Origin of the sequence: Micromonospora sp. D93, assembly GCF_018070365.1 — a bacterium.
Classification (GTDB): domain Bacteria; phylum Actinomycetota; class Actinomycetes; order Mycobacteriales; family Micromonosporaceae; genus Micromonospora; species Micromonospora ureilytica.
Map to the genome: position 1 here is coordinate 254,769 of NZ_JAGPXW010000003.1, position 16,503 is coordinate 271,271.

The 16,503-nt window shown below is 73.1% G+C and carries 13 protein-coding genes; 6 read left to right on the forward strand and 7 right to left on the reverse strand.

Annotated elements, in window-relative coordinates; genetic code table 11:
• Positions 1-152: 152 nt before the first annotated feature.
• The gene (locus tag KBX71_RS05590) at positions 153-3,491 is read right to left on the reverse strand and encodes a BTAD domain-containing putative transcriptional regulator (protein ID WP_210816852.1); all 3,339 of its coding nucleotides are present in this window, start codon (positions 3,489-3,491) and stop codon (positions 153-155) included.
• Between the two features lie 138 nt (positions 3,492-3,629).
• On the opposite strand from KBX71_RS05590, the gene KBX71_RS05595 reads away from it, so the two are divergent.
• The 3 genes from KBX71_RS05595 (at position 3,630) to KBX71_RS05605 (ending at position 5,720) form a co-directional block, all read left to right on the forward strand.
• Complete coding sequence (locus tag KBX71_RS05595) at positions 3,630-4,508, forward strand: alpha/beta fold hydrolase (RefSeq protein ID WP_210816854.1); 879 nt, start codon at positions 3,630-3,632, stop codon at positions 4,506-4,508.
• Between the two features lie 367 nt (positions 4,509-4,875).
• On the forward strand, positions 4,876-5,325 hold the full coding sequence (locus KBX71_RS05600; protein WP_210816856.1) for a hypothetical protein: 450 nt from the start codon (positions 4,876-4,878) through the stop codon (positions 5,323-5,325).
• Complete coding sequence (locus tag KBX71_RS05605) at positions 5,322-5,720, forward strand: hypothetical protein (RefSeq protein WP_210816858.1); 399 nt, start codon at positions 5,322-5,324, stop codon at positions 5,718-5,720. The genes KBX71_RS05600 and KBX71_RS05605 overlap by 4 nt, the downstream gene beginning before the upstream one ends.
• A gap of 41 nt (positions 5,721-5,761) precedes the next feature.
• Here KBX71_RS05605 and KBX71_RS05610 read toward each other — a convergent pair whose 3' ends face one another.
• The 3 genes from KBX71_RS05610 to KBX71_RS05620 all read right to left on the reverse strand — a co-directional run bounded on the left by KBX71_RS05610 (position 5,762) and on the right by KBX71_RS05620 (position 10,181).
• Positions 5,762-7,930 (reverse strand): hypothetical protein, encoded by a 2,169-nt coding sequence (locus KBX71_RS05610; protein WP_210816859.1) that lies wholly within the window; start codon positions 7,928-7,930, stop codon positions 5,762-5,764.
• An 8-nt stretch (positions 7,931-7,938) separates the two neighbouring features.
• Positions 7,939-9,141 (reverse strand): low temperature requirement protein A, encoded by a 1,203-nt coding sequence (locus tag KBX71_RS05615; protein ID WP_210816860.1) that lies wholly within the window; start codon positions 9,139-9,141, stop codon positions 7,939-7,941.
• 98 nt (positions 9,142-9,239) lie between these two features.
• Positions 9,240-10,181 (reverse strand): SDR family NAD(P)-dependent oxidoreductase, encoded by a 942-nt coding sequence (locus KBX71_RS05620; RefSeq protein WP_210816865.1) that lies wholly within the window; start codon positions 10,179-10,181, stop codon positions 9,240-9,242.
• A gap of 131 nt (positions 10,182-10,312) precedes the next feature.
• On the opposite strand from KBX71_RS05620, the gene KBX71_RS05625 reads away from it, so the two are divergent.
• The gene (locus KBX71_RS05625; protein WP_210816867.1) at positions 10,313-11,122 is read left to right on the forward strand and encodes a helix-turn-helix domain-containing protein; all 810 of its coding nucleotides are present in this window, start codon (positions 10,313-10,315) and stop codon (positions 11,120-11,122) included.
• Between the two features lie 25 nt (positions 11,123-11,147).
• Here KBX71_RS05625 and KBX71_RS05630 read toward each other — a convergent pair whose 3' ends face one another.
• The 3 genes from KBX71_RS05630 to KBX71_RS05640 all read right to left on the reverse strand — a co-directional run bounded on the left by KBX71_RS05630 (position 11,148) and on the right by KBX71_RS05640 (position 14,324).
• Entirely contained in the window at positions 11,148-11,915 is a 768-nt protein-coding gene (locus tag KBX71_RS05630) for a TetR/AcrR family transcriptional regulator (protein ID WP_210816868.1), read from the reverse strand.
• Between the two features lie 85 nt (positions 11,916-12,000).
• Positions 12,001-13,635: an MFS transporter gene (locus tag KBX71_RS05635; RefSeq protein ID WP_210816871.1), complete on the reverse strand. Its 1,635-nt coding sequence runs from the start codon at positions 13,633-13,635 to the stop codon at positions 12,001-12,003.
• The gene (locus KBX71_RS05640; RefSeq protein WP_210816872.1) at positions 13,629-14,324 is read right to left on the reverse strand and encodes an SDR family oxidoreductase; all 696 of its coding nucleotides are present in this window, start codon (positions 14,322-14,324) and stop codon (positions 13,629-13,631) included. Before KBX71_RS05640 ends, KBX71_RS05635 begins: the two co-directional genes overlap by 7 nt.
• Before the next feature lie 164 nt (positions 14,325-14,488).
• Between KBX71_RS05640 and KBX71_RS05645 the strand changes: the two genes are divergently transcribed.
• Both KBX71_RS05645 and KBX71_RS05650 read left to right on the forward strand, forming a co-directional pair.
• The gene (locus KBX71_RS05645) at positions 14,489-15,781 is read left to right on the forward strand and encodes a sensor domain-containing protein (protein WP_210816873.1); all 1,293 of its coding nucleotides are present in this window, start codon (positions 14,489-14,491) and stop codon (positions 15,779-15,781) included.
• A complete protein-coding gene (locus KBX71_RS05650) occupies positions 15,769-16,434 on the forward strand; it encodes a response regulator transcription factor (protein WP_210816874.1) in 666 nt (221 codons plus the stop codon). The genes KBX71_RS05645 and KBX71_RS05650 overlap by 13 nt, the downstream gene beginning before the upstream one ends.
• Positions 16,435-16,503: the final 69 nt, after the last annotated feature.

The following is a 16,503-nucleotide window of genomic DNA, read 5'->3' on the forward strand; positions in this document are numbered from 1 at the left end:
TGGAGCGGTGCGGCTGCCAGGCGGTGGGGTAGTGCGCCGCCTCGGCGTTGTGGAAGCTGGCCATGAAGAGCATCGGGCATGGTCACCAGCGTCGGCCCGTTCAGTAAATGAGGTGCCGGCCCTGGCATCGGGCAGCCTTCGCCTGGTGGCGCTCAGGTTGGGTGCTCGGCGCGGACGCGCGCGGTGAGCACCCTGGCGGTACGGCGGTACTCGGCGGCTTCCTCGTCGTGGCCCAGCGCAGCGGCCAGATCCGCGAGGTGCCCGGCTACCGGGCCGACGGTGACCACCCCGCTGCCGGCGGCCAGTTCGGCGGCGGCCGGGCGGAGCGCGACGGCGACGCGTTCCATGGTTGGCCGGTCGCCGATGGCCAGCGCCGCCCGAGCGGTGAGGCACAGCCGCACCTCCCGCAGCAGGTCGTGCGGCCCGTCCGGCAGGGCCCACAGCGCCGCCCGGGTGCCGCTGGGGTCGCCGGCGGCGGCGAGCAGCAGTGGTCGGACCCAGGGCTCGTGCGGGCCCCAGTCCAGCCGCGCCCAGTCCTCGTCGTCCGGCCCGGGAATCGGTCGCAGCTCGGGGACCAACCGGGCGTCGCCTGCCGGTGAGTCGTCGCTGACGGCGTCGGCCAGCCTCAGCCCGAGCAGGGCGAGCGGCAGCAACCCCTGGGCCAGTCCCGGCATACCGTCGGCGGGCATTCGATCGGCCGCCGCCCGGTACGCGTCCGCCGCCGCGGCCGACTGACCGTCGAGCGCGAGGCGCAGTGCGGCGTACCACTGGGTGAAGACGCCGACCAACGGCAGCTCGTACCGTTCGGCGAGGCGGTCGGCGGCGCGCGCGTGCGCGTCGGCGCCGGGCCGGTCGGCCAGCGCGCAGTGGGCCTGGACCAGGACGAGGTGGCCGAGCACCTCGAAGGTCACCAGATGGTGCCGGGCGGCCAGGTCGACCAGGTCGACACCGATCCGGGCCCGTTCGTCGGCCAGACCGACGCGCTCGAAGGCGTGCATGAAGCGGGCGTTGAGCGCGAAGGCCAGCAGCCCGGGATCGCCGATGTCGCGGGCAATAGTTTCGGCCTCGTCGGCGGCGCGGCGGCCACGATCGGTGGTGGTGCCGCGCAGCTCCAGCGCGAGGGTGCTCAGCAGCCGGCTGCGCTGCGCCGAACCGGTCGGGCCGAGCGCGGTCAGGGCGTGTTCGGCGGCTCGGACGATGTGCCCGGAGAGCAGATCGTCGTCGTTGCGCGTCCAGCTGGCGGGCACGTCGAAGCCCGCGAGCACCTCCTGGATCAGCAGGGGATCGCCGGTGGACTCGGCGGCGGTGATCGCCTCGGCTCGCCGTCGCCGCGCCTCGGCAAGCCGGCCGGTCACGGCCAGCGCCCGCCCCAGTCCGAGCAGCGCGGTCACCCGCCCGCGCGGCTCGGTCCCGCCGGCGCGGTCGTACGCCTCGATCGCCTGGCCCCACAGGCGGGCCGCCTCGTGCGGGCTGCCGCCCCGTTCGGCCCGCTCGGCCGCCAACCTGGCGTACGTCGACGCCTGGGCGGCGGCGACCGGCCCACCGGCGCGCAGCAGGTGGTACGCGAGGGCCGCCGGCTCGACGGGTTCCCGCTGTCGCAGCACCTCGGCGACGGCCGCGTGCCAGGCGGAGCGGCGCGGTGCGGACAGGTCGGCGTAGAGCGTGTCGCGGACCAGGATGTGGGTGAAGCGCAGCCGCCCGTCGGATTCCCTCTCGGTGAGGAACCCGGCCGCCAGGGCGCGGTCCACGGCCTCCAGCGCCGCCGTCGGGTCACCGGCCAACGTGCCGAGCACGTCCGCGTCGAGGTCCCGGCCGAGCACTGCCGCCTGCCGCAGCACGGTACGGGTCGAGGCGGGCAGCTGCGCCAACCGGTGCCGGATCACGTCGCGTACCCCGGGCGGCACGGCGGCCAGACCCGCCTCCCCCGCAGCCGCGTACAGCTGGGCCAGTTCGCGGACGAAGAACGGGTTACCGCCGCTGCGCCTGTGGATCGACCGGGCGGTGGCCGGGTCCAGCTCGGCCCCGACGATGGCGCCGGCCAGCTCACCGGTCGCCGACGCGGGCAGACCGGCTAGATATTCCCGGACCGGTTCCAGTCGGGCGGCGCGGGCCAGGGTGGCGGTCAGCTCCGGGCTGATCTCGGTGGCCCGGTAGGTGCCGAGGATCAGCACCGGACCGGTGACCGGCTGCGGGCCGGTGAGCAGTGCGGTCAACAGGTCCAGGGTGTCACCGTCGGCGCGGTGCAGGTCGTCGAGGACCAGGAGGACCGGCTCTCGGTCGGCGACCGCCGAGAGCAGCGACGCCACCGCACGGTGCCGGCGAAACCGGCTCTCGGCGGGGCCCGCCGAGCCGGCGGCCGGCTCGACGGTGACGACGGGGGCGGCCGGCCCGGCGAGCGCGTCGGTGATCTGGGTCCACGGCCACGCTGGTGGGGCGCCCTCGTACTCCGGGCTGCGTCCCCACGCCGTGGTCCAGCCGTCCGCGACGAGGCGCCGGGTCAGGGCCTCGGCCAGCGCCGTCTTGCCGGCGCCCGGGTCGCCGCTGAGCAGGGCGAGCGTGGGCTGGTGGCGTCGGGACGCGGCTGCGGCGGCGCGCCGCAGCCGCTCCAGTTCGGCGTCGCGGCCGACGAACGGGCGCTGCCCCACCTCGACGGGTCGAGCGACCTCCCGGAGGTCGGGGGTGGCGGCCCGTTCGGGGGGCGGGGTGAGGTGCGGCGCCTGGGCCAGGATGTCGGCTTCGAGTCGCCGCAGCTCGGGCCCCGGGTCCACGCCCAACTCGGTCACCAGGACGTGGCGGGCCTCCCGCAGCGCGGCCAGCGCGTCGCCCTGCCGGCCGGCGCGGTACCGGGCCACCGCGAGCAGCCGCCAGGCGTCCTCGCGCAGCGGGTGGCTGGCCAGGTGCGCCGGTAGGTCCGCGGCGGCGTCGTCCGGTCGGCCCACCGCGAGGAGCGCCTCCGCCCGTCGCTCGACGGCGAGCATCCGTAACTCGTTCAGCCGGTTGATCTCCGCGACCGCCCAGGACTCGTTGGCGCAGTCGGCGTAGGCGGGCCCCCGCCAGAGCCCGAGTGCCGTCTCCAGCGCGGCCAGGGCCGGCCCGGGGCGTCCCGCCGCCAGCAGTCGGCCCGCCTCCCCGACGGCCGCCTCGAACTGTCCGGCGTCCACCGTTTCCGGGGCGGCCTTGAGCACGTACCCGGGTGGCTCGGTGACCAGGATCCCTGGCGGTTGCCGGGGTGGTCGATCGGGTTCCAGGGCCCGGCGCAGGTCGGCGACGAAGGTCCGGATCGCGCCCACCGCGCCGTCCGGTGGGACCTCCCACAGGTCGTCGACGAGCCGATCCACAGGCACCACCCGACCGTGGGCGATCAACAGCCGGCCCAGCACCAGGCGCTGCCGGTGGCCCCGCAGGGGGACCGGGCCGCGCTCGGTCGCGGCGATCACCGGCCCGAGAACACCGAAGGTCACCACGACGGGCGCCGTCAGTTGCCTGGTCATGGCACCACCCTAGGCGCGTGGTCCGGCCGGCACTGATTCGACGCTGACCGGCTGCTGATGACCTCCGGGCAGGCTCGACGAGGTACGACGGCGACGGGCCACCGCCCCCGCCGGCACTGCTCACCAGGAAGGTTCCCCGTGGACCCCAGGATCAACGGATTCGACTACCGACGCGTCACCGTCGCCGACGGGGTGACGCTCAACGCCGCCGTGGGCGGTTCCGGGCCGGCGATCGTGCTGTTGCACGGCTTTCCGCAGACCCACCTCATGTGGCGGCACGTCGCGGCCGACCTGGCCGCCGACCACACGGTCATCTGCCCCGACCTGCGGGGGTACGGCGACAGCGACAAACCCCTCGACAGCGACGGCGTCGGGTACGCCAAGCGCACCATGGCCGCCGACATCGTGGCGCTGGCCGGCGCGCTCGGTCATGACCGGTTCGCGTTGGCCGGGCACGACCGGGGTGCCCTGGTCGCGTTCCGCGCCGGCCTCGACCATCCGGCGGCGATCACTCAGCTGGCCCTGCTCGACGTGCTACCCACCCTGGACATGTGGGACGTGCTGCACGGCGTCAACGCCGCTGTCGCGTTTCACCTGTACCTGATGGCGCAGCCGCCCGGCCTGCCCGAAGGGTTGATCGCCGGCAGCCCGGACGCCTTCTTCGGGCACTTCCTGGACGTCTGGACCCGTGATCCGGAGGCCCTGCCGGCGGACGTGCGGGCCGCGTACCTGCGCGCGTCACGTGACGCGGTCCCCTCGATCGTCGCCGACTATCGGGCATCCGCCGGGATCGACGTGGCCCACGACGCCGCTGACCGGGCGGCCGGCAACCAGCTGCGGATGCCGGTGACGGTGCTCCAGCAGGACTGGGGCGCGGCGCTGGGCTACGACGCGGCGGCGGTGTGGCGGGCCTGGGCGCCGGACCTGGACCACCAGACGGTCGGCTGCGGACACTTCATGGCCGAGGAGGCGCCGGCCGAGGTGCTCCGGGCGCTGCGGGACCTGCTCGCCCGTTGATCGATCGGCGACCCGGCCACACCACTGTCACCCTCGGCAAGATATCCGACACTCTCCTCGCCACCGAGGTGGTGAAGTGACCGGGTCGCACTTCTTGCGCCCACGGCATCGAAACAAGCCTAAAAGGTTCCTGACCTGCGGAAATACGACGTTACACCAGGTGGACGCGAACCGGTCATCGGTGATACACAGGCAGATACCGGCAGCCAACGACGTCGAGTCGCTCCATCTTCTCGCCTCAACGACCGTCCACGGGCAACGCGCCGCTGGGCTTCGCCGCACGGACCGCAGCCCGACAGTCTCGATCCCCGAACGGCAGTGGTCCACCAGCCGCTGCCGGACGCCGGTCCTGGACCAAGGAGTTGCCGTGGGAAACCTACGTATCCGATCCCGCCACCAACCGTACGAGATCGCTGTCCTGGTCGCGGCGCCTCTCTGCGGCATTCTGATGATGACCCTCGACGTCCGGCCGACGTCTGTTCAGACGTCCATGCCAGCGCCCATCCAGGCCGCCTGGGAGCTCGGATTGATCGCGGTGGGCGTGGGTGGGCTACTGGGCATCCTGTGGCCCGGCCGGCTCTCCACCGGGCTCGGCCTCGAACTCGCGTCGGTGCTGGTGCTCGGAACGATCACCGGCATGTACGCGGTTGCCGTGTTGGTGATGTCGGGACGAAATTCCATCGTCGCGGCGGCGTTCGTGATGGCGGTGACGGTCGGGTCGCTCTGGCGGGCCGCGCAGATCGCCATCGACCTGCGTCGTCTGGCCCGAGCCTGCGAAACCGTCCCGTACGAACAGCTCCAGGCAGGTGTGACGTGAACACCGCACCCGCGCCCGCCGCACCGCACTGGGTGCAGGTGGCGCTCAGCGTGCTCGGCATCCTCGGCGGAGGCACCGGCCTGGCCGCGATCGCCACCGTCGTGGTGCAGCGGGGCAAGTTCAAGGCCGATGCCGCCGACACGCTCACCGAGGCCGCCCTGACCCTCGTGCAGCCGTTGCAGACCCGGGTCAACCAGTTGGAGGGCGAGGCGCTCAGCGCCCGGTCCGAGCTGGGCACGCTCCGCGAGCAGGTCAACCAGTTGCAGTTCGTGGTCCGGGTGCTCACTCGGACGCTGGACCGCTGGCGTGCCGCCATCCGTGCCCCGGACGCCACGCTGCGGAAGGTCCGAGCGACGGTGGCGGAGTCCGACCGGATTCCCGAAATGGAACGTTGAGCCACGTCGCGTCCCCGCACTGTTCGGTCCGGCGGCACGGCTCAGCCAGCATCACGCAGGCGTTCGGCGAGTTCGCGCACCGCCGCCCGGAACTCGCTGTCGCACTCGCCCGGATGATGTCCCCGTAGCGGCGTCGCGGACCGCTCCCCCGGCGCCGGCAGCAGGTCCGGTGGGTCCCGCAACCGCCTGTCGACCTGGCTAGCCGGATCGTCCGGGTCCGGAGGCGGATCGCCGGGGCGGTGCGCGGCGAAGACCCAGCCGCCGACCGGGTCGGTGTCCCGCCAGAGGTTGAGCCACCGCCACTGGACGCGCTCCCCCACCTCACGCAGCACCTCCTCGTTGAGGTAGGCCGGAAAGAGCCGGGCGTACAGGCGGTCCAGCGGTGACCCGTAGGTGAGCAGGGCGACCCGTTGACGTACGCGCGGGGGCAGCCGCAGCACCGCGAGAGCGAGCAGCGCGGACCCGTGGCTGTGCCCACAGAGCAACACCCCGACGTGTCGCTCGGTCAGTTGGCTGATCCGGTCGGCCAGTTCCGGCACCGCCCGGTCCGCGTAGCTCGGCGGCGCGAACGGGTGCGCGGCCCGGGGCCAGAAGGTGCCCAGGTCCCACAGGATGCCGACGTGCCGGCGAAACCACACGGTCCGGTAGGCGAACACACCACCCGCCAACAGCGTGACCAGCAACGCGGCGAGGAGGTAGCTGCCGCCGCTGAGCCCCATCTGGACGGCTCCGACCGGCAGCCCGAACAGCTGCCGGGTCAACTCCTCCGGGTCGCGCCCGGTACTCCCCACCAGGCTCGTCGCCAGTCCGACCACCGCGAGCGCCGCGTAGGTGGCGGCCAGCAGACCCAACCACTCGGTGAACCGCGCCTGGGCGATGGTCTTCGTCGTCAGCCGCAGCCGACCGACCGCCTCCGGCGGCACGACCGGGAAGTCCCGGGCGGTGATCGCCGCCGCCGCACGCCGCCGGCGGCGCAGCGACACCACTGTCAACGCGCCACACAGCAGCACCGCCGCGACCACGTGCAGGAAGAAGGCCAGCAGCGTCCAGCGATACGGCAGCGGTGGCCCACCGTCACCGCGGTAGCCACCGAGCAACTCCCCCGTCTGGTAGACGAGGCCGGCGGAGAGCGCGCCGGTCAGGCCGACCGCGAAGGCGGCGAGGACCGCCGCGCCCAGGCCATCGGGCAGCGCTGACCGGCCGCCCACCCGACCGTGGTGCCACAGCACCACCCCACTGAGCAGCACCAGCAGCACCATCTGGCCGAACAGCGCGACACCCGCGATCCCGCCGTAGCCGGGCAGCCCGGCCGCCGGCAACCAGGCGCGCCGGTCGACCGCCACGGTGGCGAGGGTCGCCACGCTCAGGCCGGCCGCCACCACGCCCAACGTGCGGGCGGTCCAGGTGGCCGTTCGCGCGGTCGCCGCCCGGTCGATCATCCCCGGAACGGCGAGCAGACCGACGCAGGCCAGCAACACCGCCGCACTGAGCGCCAGCAGCAACGTCGTGGAGAACGTCGCACCGCCGGCGCGACGGGCCGTGAGCAACACGACATTGAGTACGGCGAGCGCGGCGGCGACGTGGATCGCGCGCAGCCTGTGCACCAGCGGCTCCACGGCCCACAGTGGATTGTCGGCCGGGCCGGACCGACGGGTGCCGAGCAGGCGCAGGACCCCGATGGCGGCGATCGGCAGGAGCGCCAGCACGGCCAGCCGCTGCCCGACGTGCCGGCCGTCGAGCCCGGCCATGGTGTCGAAGGGCGCGCGGCAGGGGGCCGCGCCGAGACACCGCCAGGCGAGCAGGTCGAGGGCGACCCCGGCGATGGACACCACGTACAGCACTGTGAGGTTGAGCGCGAGAAGCCGACACAGCACGGTGACCCAGCCGGCTCGGCGGTGGCCCGTGGGGCGCATCCACACGGCCACGTTGCTGAGCATGAACGGCAGCAGGAAGACCATGGCGAGGGTCCGGCCGACGGTGCCCGAGGGCAGATCACCCCAGCGGTACGCCTCCAGCGTCACCCCGTCCGGGCCGCCGCCGTCCGACCGGGCGGCGCGGTGGAAGCCCCCGCTGCCGTCGCCGGCGACCTGCCGGACCTGCGCCTGGTCGAGGATGACAGTGGGGTCCGCCCCGGACACGCCGTGCACCCGCAACTCCACCACGTCGGGTGCGCGCGGTTGGTCGCCCCGCTGCCGTCTTCTCTCCGACATCGGGGCAGCTACCCGTGTCGCCGCTGGTCGGACGCGTCGCTCTTGCCGGACTGGCGAATGAACCGCCGCAGTCCCGGCATCGCGTCGAACAGGACGATCAGCAGCAGCACCCCGGCGACGACGGCGCTGTTGACCAGTTGCGGAGACCGCACGGTGGCCAGGCCGCCCACGATGATGGCCGGCACACCGACCAGGCGCGCCCAGGGCCGGCTGCCGTCGACCATCATGGCGAGCAGAATCCGGGCGGTCAGGAACAACGCGGGGCCGATGACGCCCACTGTCGTCTGCCCCGTGTTGTGTTCCTCCGGATGGCCGATCGTCATCTCCATGGCGACCGAGGTGGCCAGCACACCGGCGATCATGACGAGGTGCAGGTAGCCCGCCATCAGCGTCAACTTGCTGCCGGACGTGCCCTCCGCCTCGATTCTGGCGCCCAGCCGCCCGCCGGCGGGCACCAGGTAGAGCCGGGCGAGGGCCACCGCGGTCACGAACGCCAGGGCGAAGGCCACAGTGCTGTCCCGGTCCAGGCTGGACGCGCTGTAGGTGACACCGGCGATCAGGATCAGCTCACCCAGGGCGATGATGAAGATCTGTTGGTACCGCTCGGAGAGGTGCCTCCCGTTCACCTGGAGTTCCGGCCAGGTACTGCGTCCGAGCCACGGGAACGGCCAGCGCAGCCGTGCCAGGGAGTACTCCAGCAGCAGTGCCAGCGCCCAGAGCACCTCCCGGGCCGGAGCGACGGCCGCCCCGACCACCCAGAGCGCTCCGGAGATCGCGAACCAGACCGCCACCCGCAGGCTGCGCACCTGTAGCGGGTGCCCCCGCAGCGCGGGGATCAGGATCGCCCCCCGACCCAGGTGGATGGCCACGTAGGCGATGGCGAACACCATGGCGTGCTCGTCGAACGTGGTGGGTACGGCCGCGGCCATCAGCAGGCCACCGAACATCGTCCAGAGCAGCAGTACGACGATCAGCGGGGCGCGGGGGTCGAACCAGTCCGCCGACCAGGCGGTCACGAACCACACCCACCAGAGCGCCGCCAGCATCAGCAGCACCTCGAAGCCACCGTTGATGCTGGGGTCGTCGAGCAGCGTCCGGGACAACCGGGTCAGCGCGAAGATGAACGCCAGGTCGAAGAAGAGTTCCAGGAACGACGCCTTGCCCGGGTTCTCCCGCCGGAGCAGCAGCCCTCCCGGAAGCCTGCCCGCCATCGTCATCCTTCCCCGGCCCGCAGCTGCTCACCGCCGCCCCAGTCGTACCACCCGGTCGACCGGGCCCGGGTGGGTTTCGCCGAGCCGGGCCGTCGTCGTCAGCGCCCGGCGGTGCCGCCGCCTCGGGAGATCAGGTCCGTTGCCAGGTCCCAGAGCCGCTCGGCGTTGCCCGGGTCGACCGCGTACGCGGCCACGCCGCTGTAGTCGGCCGGCCGCTCGGTGACGACCGGGGCCTCGGTGCAGTCCTCGAAGTAGCGACCGCCGACGCCGTCCAGCAACGGGGACGCCGCGAGCAGCACCGAGGTCGCGGCCCCCTGCTGCGGGGTCTTGTGCATCTCCTTCGGCGACTTGAGCCCACCTGTGTGCTTCTGCAGGCCGGTGGCGATGGCGCCCGGGTTCAGCGCGTTGGAGTAGATGCCCTCGCCGGCCCAGCGGCGGGTGGCCTCCACGGCGAGCAGAGCCTCGGCGCTCTTGGACTGCCCGTAGGCCAGCAGCGGGTCGTACGGCCGGAACGCGAAGTGCAGGTCGTCGAAGATCACCGGGGAGAAGAGGTTGCCGCTGGAGCTGACCGACACCACCCGGGCGCCGCCGGCCGTGGCCAGAGCGTCGTGCAGGCCGACGGTCAACGCGAAGTGCCCCATGAAGTTGGTGGCGAACTGCATCTCCCAGCCCTCGGCGGTGCGCTCCAACTCGGGCAGCGCCATGATCCCCGCGTTGTTGACCAGGATGTGCAGCGGCTGGTCCCAGCCGGCGACGAACTGGCGTACCGAATCCTGGTCGGCCAGGTCCAGTGCCCGGACGGTGACCCGCTCCGCGCCGATGCTGGCCGCGATGTCGGCGGCGGCCTGCTCACCCGCCGCGACCCGGCGGACCCCGAGCACGACCTCGGCGCCGGCGGCGGCGAGCGACCGGGCCGTCTCGACGCCGATGCCGGCGGCGCCGCCGGTGACGACGGCCCGCTTGCCGGTCAGGTCGACGCCGGCGATGACCTCGTCGGCGGTCGAGGCGAAACCGAAGGGGGTCGTGATGCGCTCTGTCATTGCTGTCCCGTCTCTCGATCACGCTTACCCCGACACTGTCACCCAGACGGCAGGTGCTAGCCGGTTCCCTGTTTTTCCTGGTAGTGGCAGGACCAGGTTGGGCGGCCGGTGGCGGCTCCTACGATGGGCGGGTGAGCACGGCCGGCCCGCTCGGCGAATACCTGCGTGCCCGGCGCGAGCTGATCGGGCCGGGTGACGTCGGGTTGCCCGCACACGGCCGTCGGCGGGTGCCCGGCCTGCGCCGCGAGGAGGCCGCCCTGCTCGCCGGCATCAGCGCCGACTACTACCTGCGGTTGGAGCAGGGGCGTGACCGGCACCCGTCGACGCAGGTGGTCGAGGCCCTGGCCCGCGCGCTGATGCTGGACGCGGACGCCGCGGCACACCTGCACGGCCTGGCCCGGCCGGTGCCGGCCCGCCGGGCGGCGCGACCATCGGAGCGGGTGCCGGTGGGCATCCGGCAGCTGGTCGGCTCGTGGGCCGAGACGCCCGCCTTCGTGCACGGCCGACACCTGGACGTGCTCTTCGCCAACCCCGTCGCGACCGCGCTGGCACCGATCTTCACCCCCGGGGTGAACCTGTTGCGCGCGGTCTTCCTGGACCCGAGCGTGCCAGCGCTCTACCCGGCCCTGACGGCGGTCGCGGCCAACGCGGTGGCGGGCCTGCGCGCACAGGTCGGCCCCGAGGTGGACGACCCCCGCCTCGTCGAGCTGGTCGAGGAGCTGACCGCCGGCAGCGAACGGTTTCGGCGGTTGTGGGCCCGGCACGACGTCACCGCCCGCGCGGGCGGTGGGGTGCGGGTGTTCCAGCACCCGGAGCTGGGCGAGTTGGCGTTGCGCTACGAGAAGCTGACGATCAGCGGCACCACCCAGTCGCTGGTGGTCTATCACGCCGAACCGGGCAGCCCGTCGGCGCGCTCACTCGCCCGGCTGGCCCGAGGCTAGCGTCGCCGTTTCCGAAGCGGGCCGGCTACCGGGTGGCCGCCCGCTCGGCGACCACCACCGAGATCCCGTCGAGAACGCGTTGCAGACCGAACTCGAACGCGTACTCCGGGCCGTACGCGGCGCCGTGCTGCTGGCCCGCCGCGGTGCCGATCCGGGAGGCGGTCGGGTAGGCGTTGGCGGCCATGAACGTCTCCAGCCAGGGCGCATGCGACTGCCACCACTGGCCGTCGGTCATGCCGGACTCGCGCTCCAGGTCGACCACCTCGGAGGCTGCGCGCGCGGCGCTCTTCACGTGACCCAGCACAAGGGTGAGCACCGCGTCGACCTCGACGTCGGTGAGCCCGATGTCGACGACCGCACCGAGCTCGTAGTCGTACTTGGCCATCAGGTGCGGGCCGAGCACCGGGCGCGTCGTCTCGGCCCGCAGCATCCAGGGATGCCGCTGGTAGAGCGCCAGGTTGTCGCGGGCGATCCGCTCCAGCCGGGTACGCCAGTCGGCCTCGACGGCGGGACGCGGCATCTCGCCGTACGCGGTGTCGATCATGACGGCGACGAGTTCGGCCTTGCCCGGCACGTAGGTGTAGACCGACATCGTGCCGACTCCCAGCGCCTCACCGACCCGGCGCATGGTCAGCGCGTCGAGCCCCTCGGCGTCGGCGACGTCGATCGCGGCCCGGACGATCCGGTCGACACTGAGCGCCGGACCGGCGCTGCGGCTGGTCGGCTCCCGGGTGCGCCAGAGAAGGGCCAGGCTGCGGGCCGGGTCTGCGGTCGACTTGCGCTCACTCGCCATGGTGCGACCATCCTAACCAGGTGGCCGTACGCCGTACGCCCGCGCTGCGCCGGCCTGCTCCCCCGCGCGGTCGCCACGGTGTGCGTCAGAGCGCCTCGCGGTCGTCCGACAGCGTCGGACCGGCGGCGGCGGGCACCAGGTGTCGGACCTCCGGTTCCCCGTCGGTCAGCTCCCGGGCCCGTTGCTCGGCCGCGCGGTCCTCGCCGGTCAACCGGCCACCGTGCTGGCGCAGGTGCTCGTCCCAGGACGGCACCAGATACACCTCGACGAACCGGTCCACCGTCTCGGCCGGGCGGAACAGCCCCCAGCGCATCGCTCCGGTCCGCTGCCGCGCGCCACGCACCAGGTCCATCGCCGCCAGGAACCGTTGGGTCCGCTCCGGCCGGACGGTGTACTGCACAGTCACCAGCACCGGCCCCACCCCCGGGTCCGGCTCGTGCGCCAGGTGCAGTTGCGGCCAGTAGGCCGCCGGTTCCCGGTTCACCGACCGCAGGTCCGGCAACGGCCAGATCCGACTCGTCAGGGTGCCGAGAAGCATCAGCGCCGCCGCCGCCAGGTACGCGAGGAGCAGCCCGGCCATGTCGGCCACCAACCCCCAGAGCAGCGCGCCGACCGCCTGCCCACCGGCGAAGCACACCTGGTAGACGGCCAGACCCCGGGCCCGCACCCAACTGGGCAGGAAGAGCTGCATCTCGGCGTTGACGTTGGCCAGCACCGTCACCCAGGCCATCCCGGCGGGCAGCAGGGCGAGCAGCACCAGCGGCACCACCCGCACGGTGCCGACCACTGTCAGCGTCACTGTGAACAACGCACCGGCGATCAGCAGCAACTGGTTGGCCGACAGCCGGGTGCGGATCACGGCCAGCAGCACGCCACCCGCGATGGCGCCCACGCCGAGGGCGGCCAACAGCACCCCGTACCCGCCGGAGCCCAGTCCCAGCCGCCGACTCGCCACCAACGGCAGCAAGGCCCACAGCGCGCTGGCCGGGACCACGAAGACCAACGCACGGCGCAACAGCCGGCGTACGGTCGGCGAGTGGCGTACGTAGCGGCTGCCGGCGCGCAACGCGGCGGTGAACCGCTCGGGCACCTCGACCGCGCGCGCGTTGGCGGGCCGCCAACGCCACAGCGCGTACGCGAAGATCCCGAAGGCGACCGCGTTGATGCCGAAGACCGGGGCGACTCCGGTACGGGCGATCAGCACGCCGGCCACCGCGGGGCCGACCGCCCTCGCCACGTTCACGCTTATCGAACCGAGCGCGGACGCCGACCGCAGTTGGTCCTGCGGCACCAGCTCCGGGATCACCGCCGCCCAGGCCGGCAGGGTCAGCGCCTGCCCCACCCCGAACGCGAAGGTGAGGGTGAGCAGCAGCGCCGGCGGCATCCGGTCGGTCAGGGTGAGCAGCGTCAACGCCACAGCCACCGCCACCAGGAACAGCTGCACGGCGATCAGCAGGTGCCGGCGGTCGAAGCTGTCGGCCAGCACCCCGGCGGGCAACGCCAGCAGCAGCACCGGCAGCAGACTGGCGGTCTGCACCAACGCGACAAGGGTGGAGGCGTTGGAGTGGTTGATCAGCAGCCACTGGGCGCCGACGGTCTGCATCCAGGTGCCGATGTTGGCGGCGAGCAGGGCCAGCCACAGGTTGCGGTAGACCGCCGTTCGCAGCGGCGCCCAGGCCGAGGCCGGACGGTCGGTGGGTCCGGCTGCGGCCGTCACCACCGCCCGTCCGCGCGCAGCACGCGCTCACCGGAGACGTAGAGGTCGTCGGGTTCGAGCAGCAGCAGCCGGACGACCTCGGCGGCGACCTGTTCGGGCATCGCGTACACCTCGTCCAGGAACTCCGCGCCGACCCGTTCCTGTAGCCGCGTCGGCATCGGCCCGGGATGCAGCTGCATCACCTTGACCCGGTTGCTGTGCTGGGCCTCGGCCAGCGAGTCGACAAGGCTGTTGCCGTAACTCTTGGTGGCCCGGTAGACGGGGATGCCGGGCCGGGGGGCCGCCAGCGCCAGCGCGCCGATGTAGACGACGTTGCCGTGGCCCTGCCGGTGCAGGTGCTGCACCGCCTCCCGCAGCAGGTAGGTGATGCCCAGAACGTTGATCTCCACGGCCCGGCGGATGTGCTCCACCGACAGGTCCCCCAGGTCGCCGCCCGCCCACATCGAGGCGCAGGCAGCCACCCCGTCGATGGTGCCGTAGCGCTCGACCACCTCGGCGAACCCGTCGCGGACCTGCTCGTACGAGGAGATGTCGCAGACCGCGCCGTCGCAACCCAGCTCGTCGGTCGCGGCGGCGACCTCGGCCGGCACGTTGCCGAACACCACGACCTGATGCTCGTCGACGAGCAGTCGGGCCACCGCGAGGCCGAGACCGCTGGTCCCGCCGACCACCACGAAGGTTCTGGCACCCATGTCTCTCCAGCCGCCGCTCGCACAGGTCACGCAGGGCCGCGTGACGGCCCGTTCTTCCCGTTTCCGGACCCCGCACACCCGTTCGGCCGGTAGTGCTGGGCATACCCCGAAGAGTGGATCTGGACGGCTGGGGCACCCGGTCGCTCCCGATTAGCGTCTGCTGCATGACCACGGAACACCCTTCGCACCTGGCCGAGGCGCTGCGCCGCCGCCGCTGGCTGATCTCCGCGTGGCCCTGGCGCGCGCTGGCCTACCTGGTCACCACCGTGCCGATCGCCGGGTTCCTCGCCGTCGGGCTGCTCGTCATCGGCGGCCCCATGCTGCCCGTCTTCAGCACGCTCCGGCGGCACGGCCGACCGCCGAGCATCGCGCTGATGCTGTTCCTGATCACCGGCAGCGTCATCCTGGTGGCGTTGGCCCCGATCCTGAGCTTCGCGGTGGCCGCCGTCGAGCGGTGGCGGGTCCGGCTCGTCGACAACCGTCCGCTGCCCTCGTCGCCGTGGCCCGGCCTCGCCGCCCGCTACCGCAGCCCCGCGACCTGGCGGGAGGTGGCGTACCTGTTCTGGCTGGGCGGCTTCACGCCTGTCGCGTACTGGGTGTTCCTGATCCTGGTGCTGCTCGACCTCGGGATGATCTCCAGCCCCTGGCTGGCCGGCGACGCCAACCAGCCGGTGGTGATCTGGCAGCCGATCGACAGCACCGGCGAAGCCGTTCCGTACGCGATCGTGGGGGTGCTGCTGATCCCGGTGCTCTGGTATGCCACCGGTCTGCTCGCCGCCGTCCAGGCCGCCGTGGCCCGGTGGGCACTGGCCCATCCGGTGGACGCGGCGGCCCTGCGGGAGGTCACCCGCTCCCGCACCCGACTGGTCGGCGCGTACGAGGCCGAACGCCGCCGCATCGAGCGCGACCTGCACGACGGCGCGCAGCCCCGGCTCACCAGCCTCACCCTCCAGCTGGGTCTGGCCCGGCTGGACGTACCCGAGGACTCCCCCGCCTCCCGACCACTCGCCGTGGCCCACGACCAGGCCCGGGGTCTGATGGTGATGCTGCGGCAGTTGGTGCACGGCATCCGCCCGCAGAGCCTCACCGACCTTGGCCTGGCCGGAGCCGTACGCGAGTTGGCCGACGCCGCCACCATCCCGGTGGCCGTGCACGCCGACCTGCACGACGAGTTGCCGGAGATCGTGGAGACCACCGCCTACTTCGTGGTCTCCGAGGCGTTGGGCAACGTGGCCCGGCACGCTCGGGCGACCCGCGCCGACGTACGCCTCACCCGGGCCGGCGGTGACCTCGTCGTCGAGGTGACCGACGACGGTCACGGCGGCGCCGACCCGGCCCGGGGCACCGGCCTGACCGGGCTCGCCGACCGGGTCGCCGCCGTGGACGGCCGGCTGCTGCTGTCCAGCCCGCCCGGCGGGCCTACAGTGGTCCGGGTGGAGCTGCCATGTCGTCGGTGACCCGGGTGGTGCTCGCCGAGGACGAGGTGCTGCTGCGGGAGGGTCTGGTCGCGCTGCTGACCCGCTTCGACTTCACTGTGTGCGCGGCCGTCGGCACCGCACCGGACCTGCTCGCGGCGGCCCGCGACCACCAACCGGACCTGGTGGTGACCGACATCCGGATGCCGCCGGGCCGCCGCGACGACGGGCTGCGCGCGGCCGTCGCGCTCCGCACCGAGCGACCTGACCTCCCGGTCGTGGTGCTCAGCCAGTACGTGCAGACCGGGTACGCCACGGCGCTACTGGACAGCGGCGACGGCCAACGGGTGGGCTACCTGCTCAAGGACCGGGTCGCCGAGGTCACCGAGTTCGTCGACACGCTGCGCCGGGTCGCCGGTGGCGGCACCGCCATCGACCCGGACGTGGTCCGGCAACTTCTGCACCGCCCGCGCGACCCGCTCGCCGCGCTCTCCGCCCGGGAACGCGAGGTGTTGGCCCTGCTCGCCGAGGGGCGGTCCAACGCGTCGATCGCCGGCCGGCTGCACGTCAGCGAGGCGGCGGTCGGCAAGCACGTCGGCAACATCCTGCTGAAGCTCGACCTGCCGCCCAGCGACGACACCAACCGTCGGGTGCTCGCGGTCCTCACCTACCTGCGCGCCGACCCGGTGAGCTGACCAGCGTCGGCCGGGCTCGGGCCCGCGCGTAGATTCACCTCATCAGCGGTACCGGCGCCAGGTCAGGGC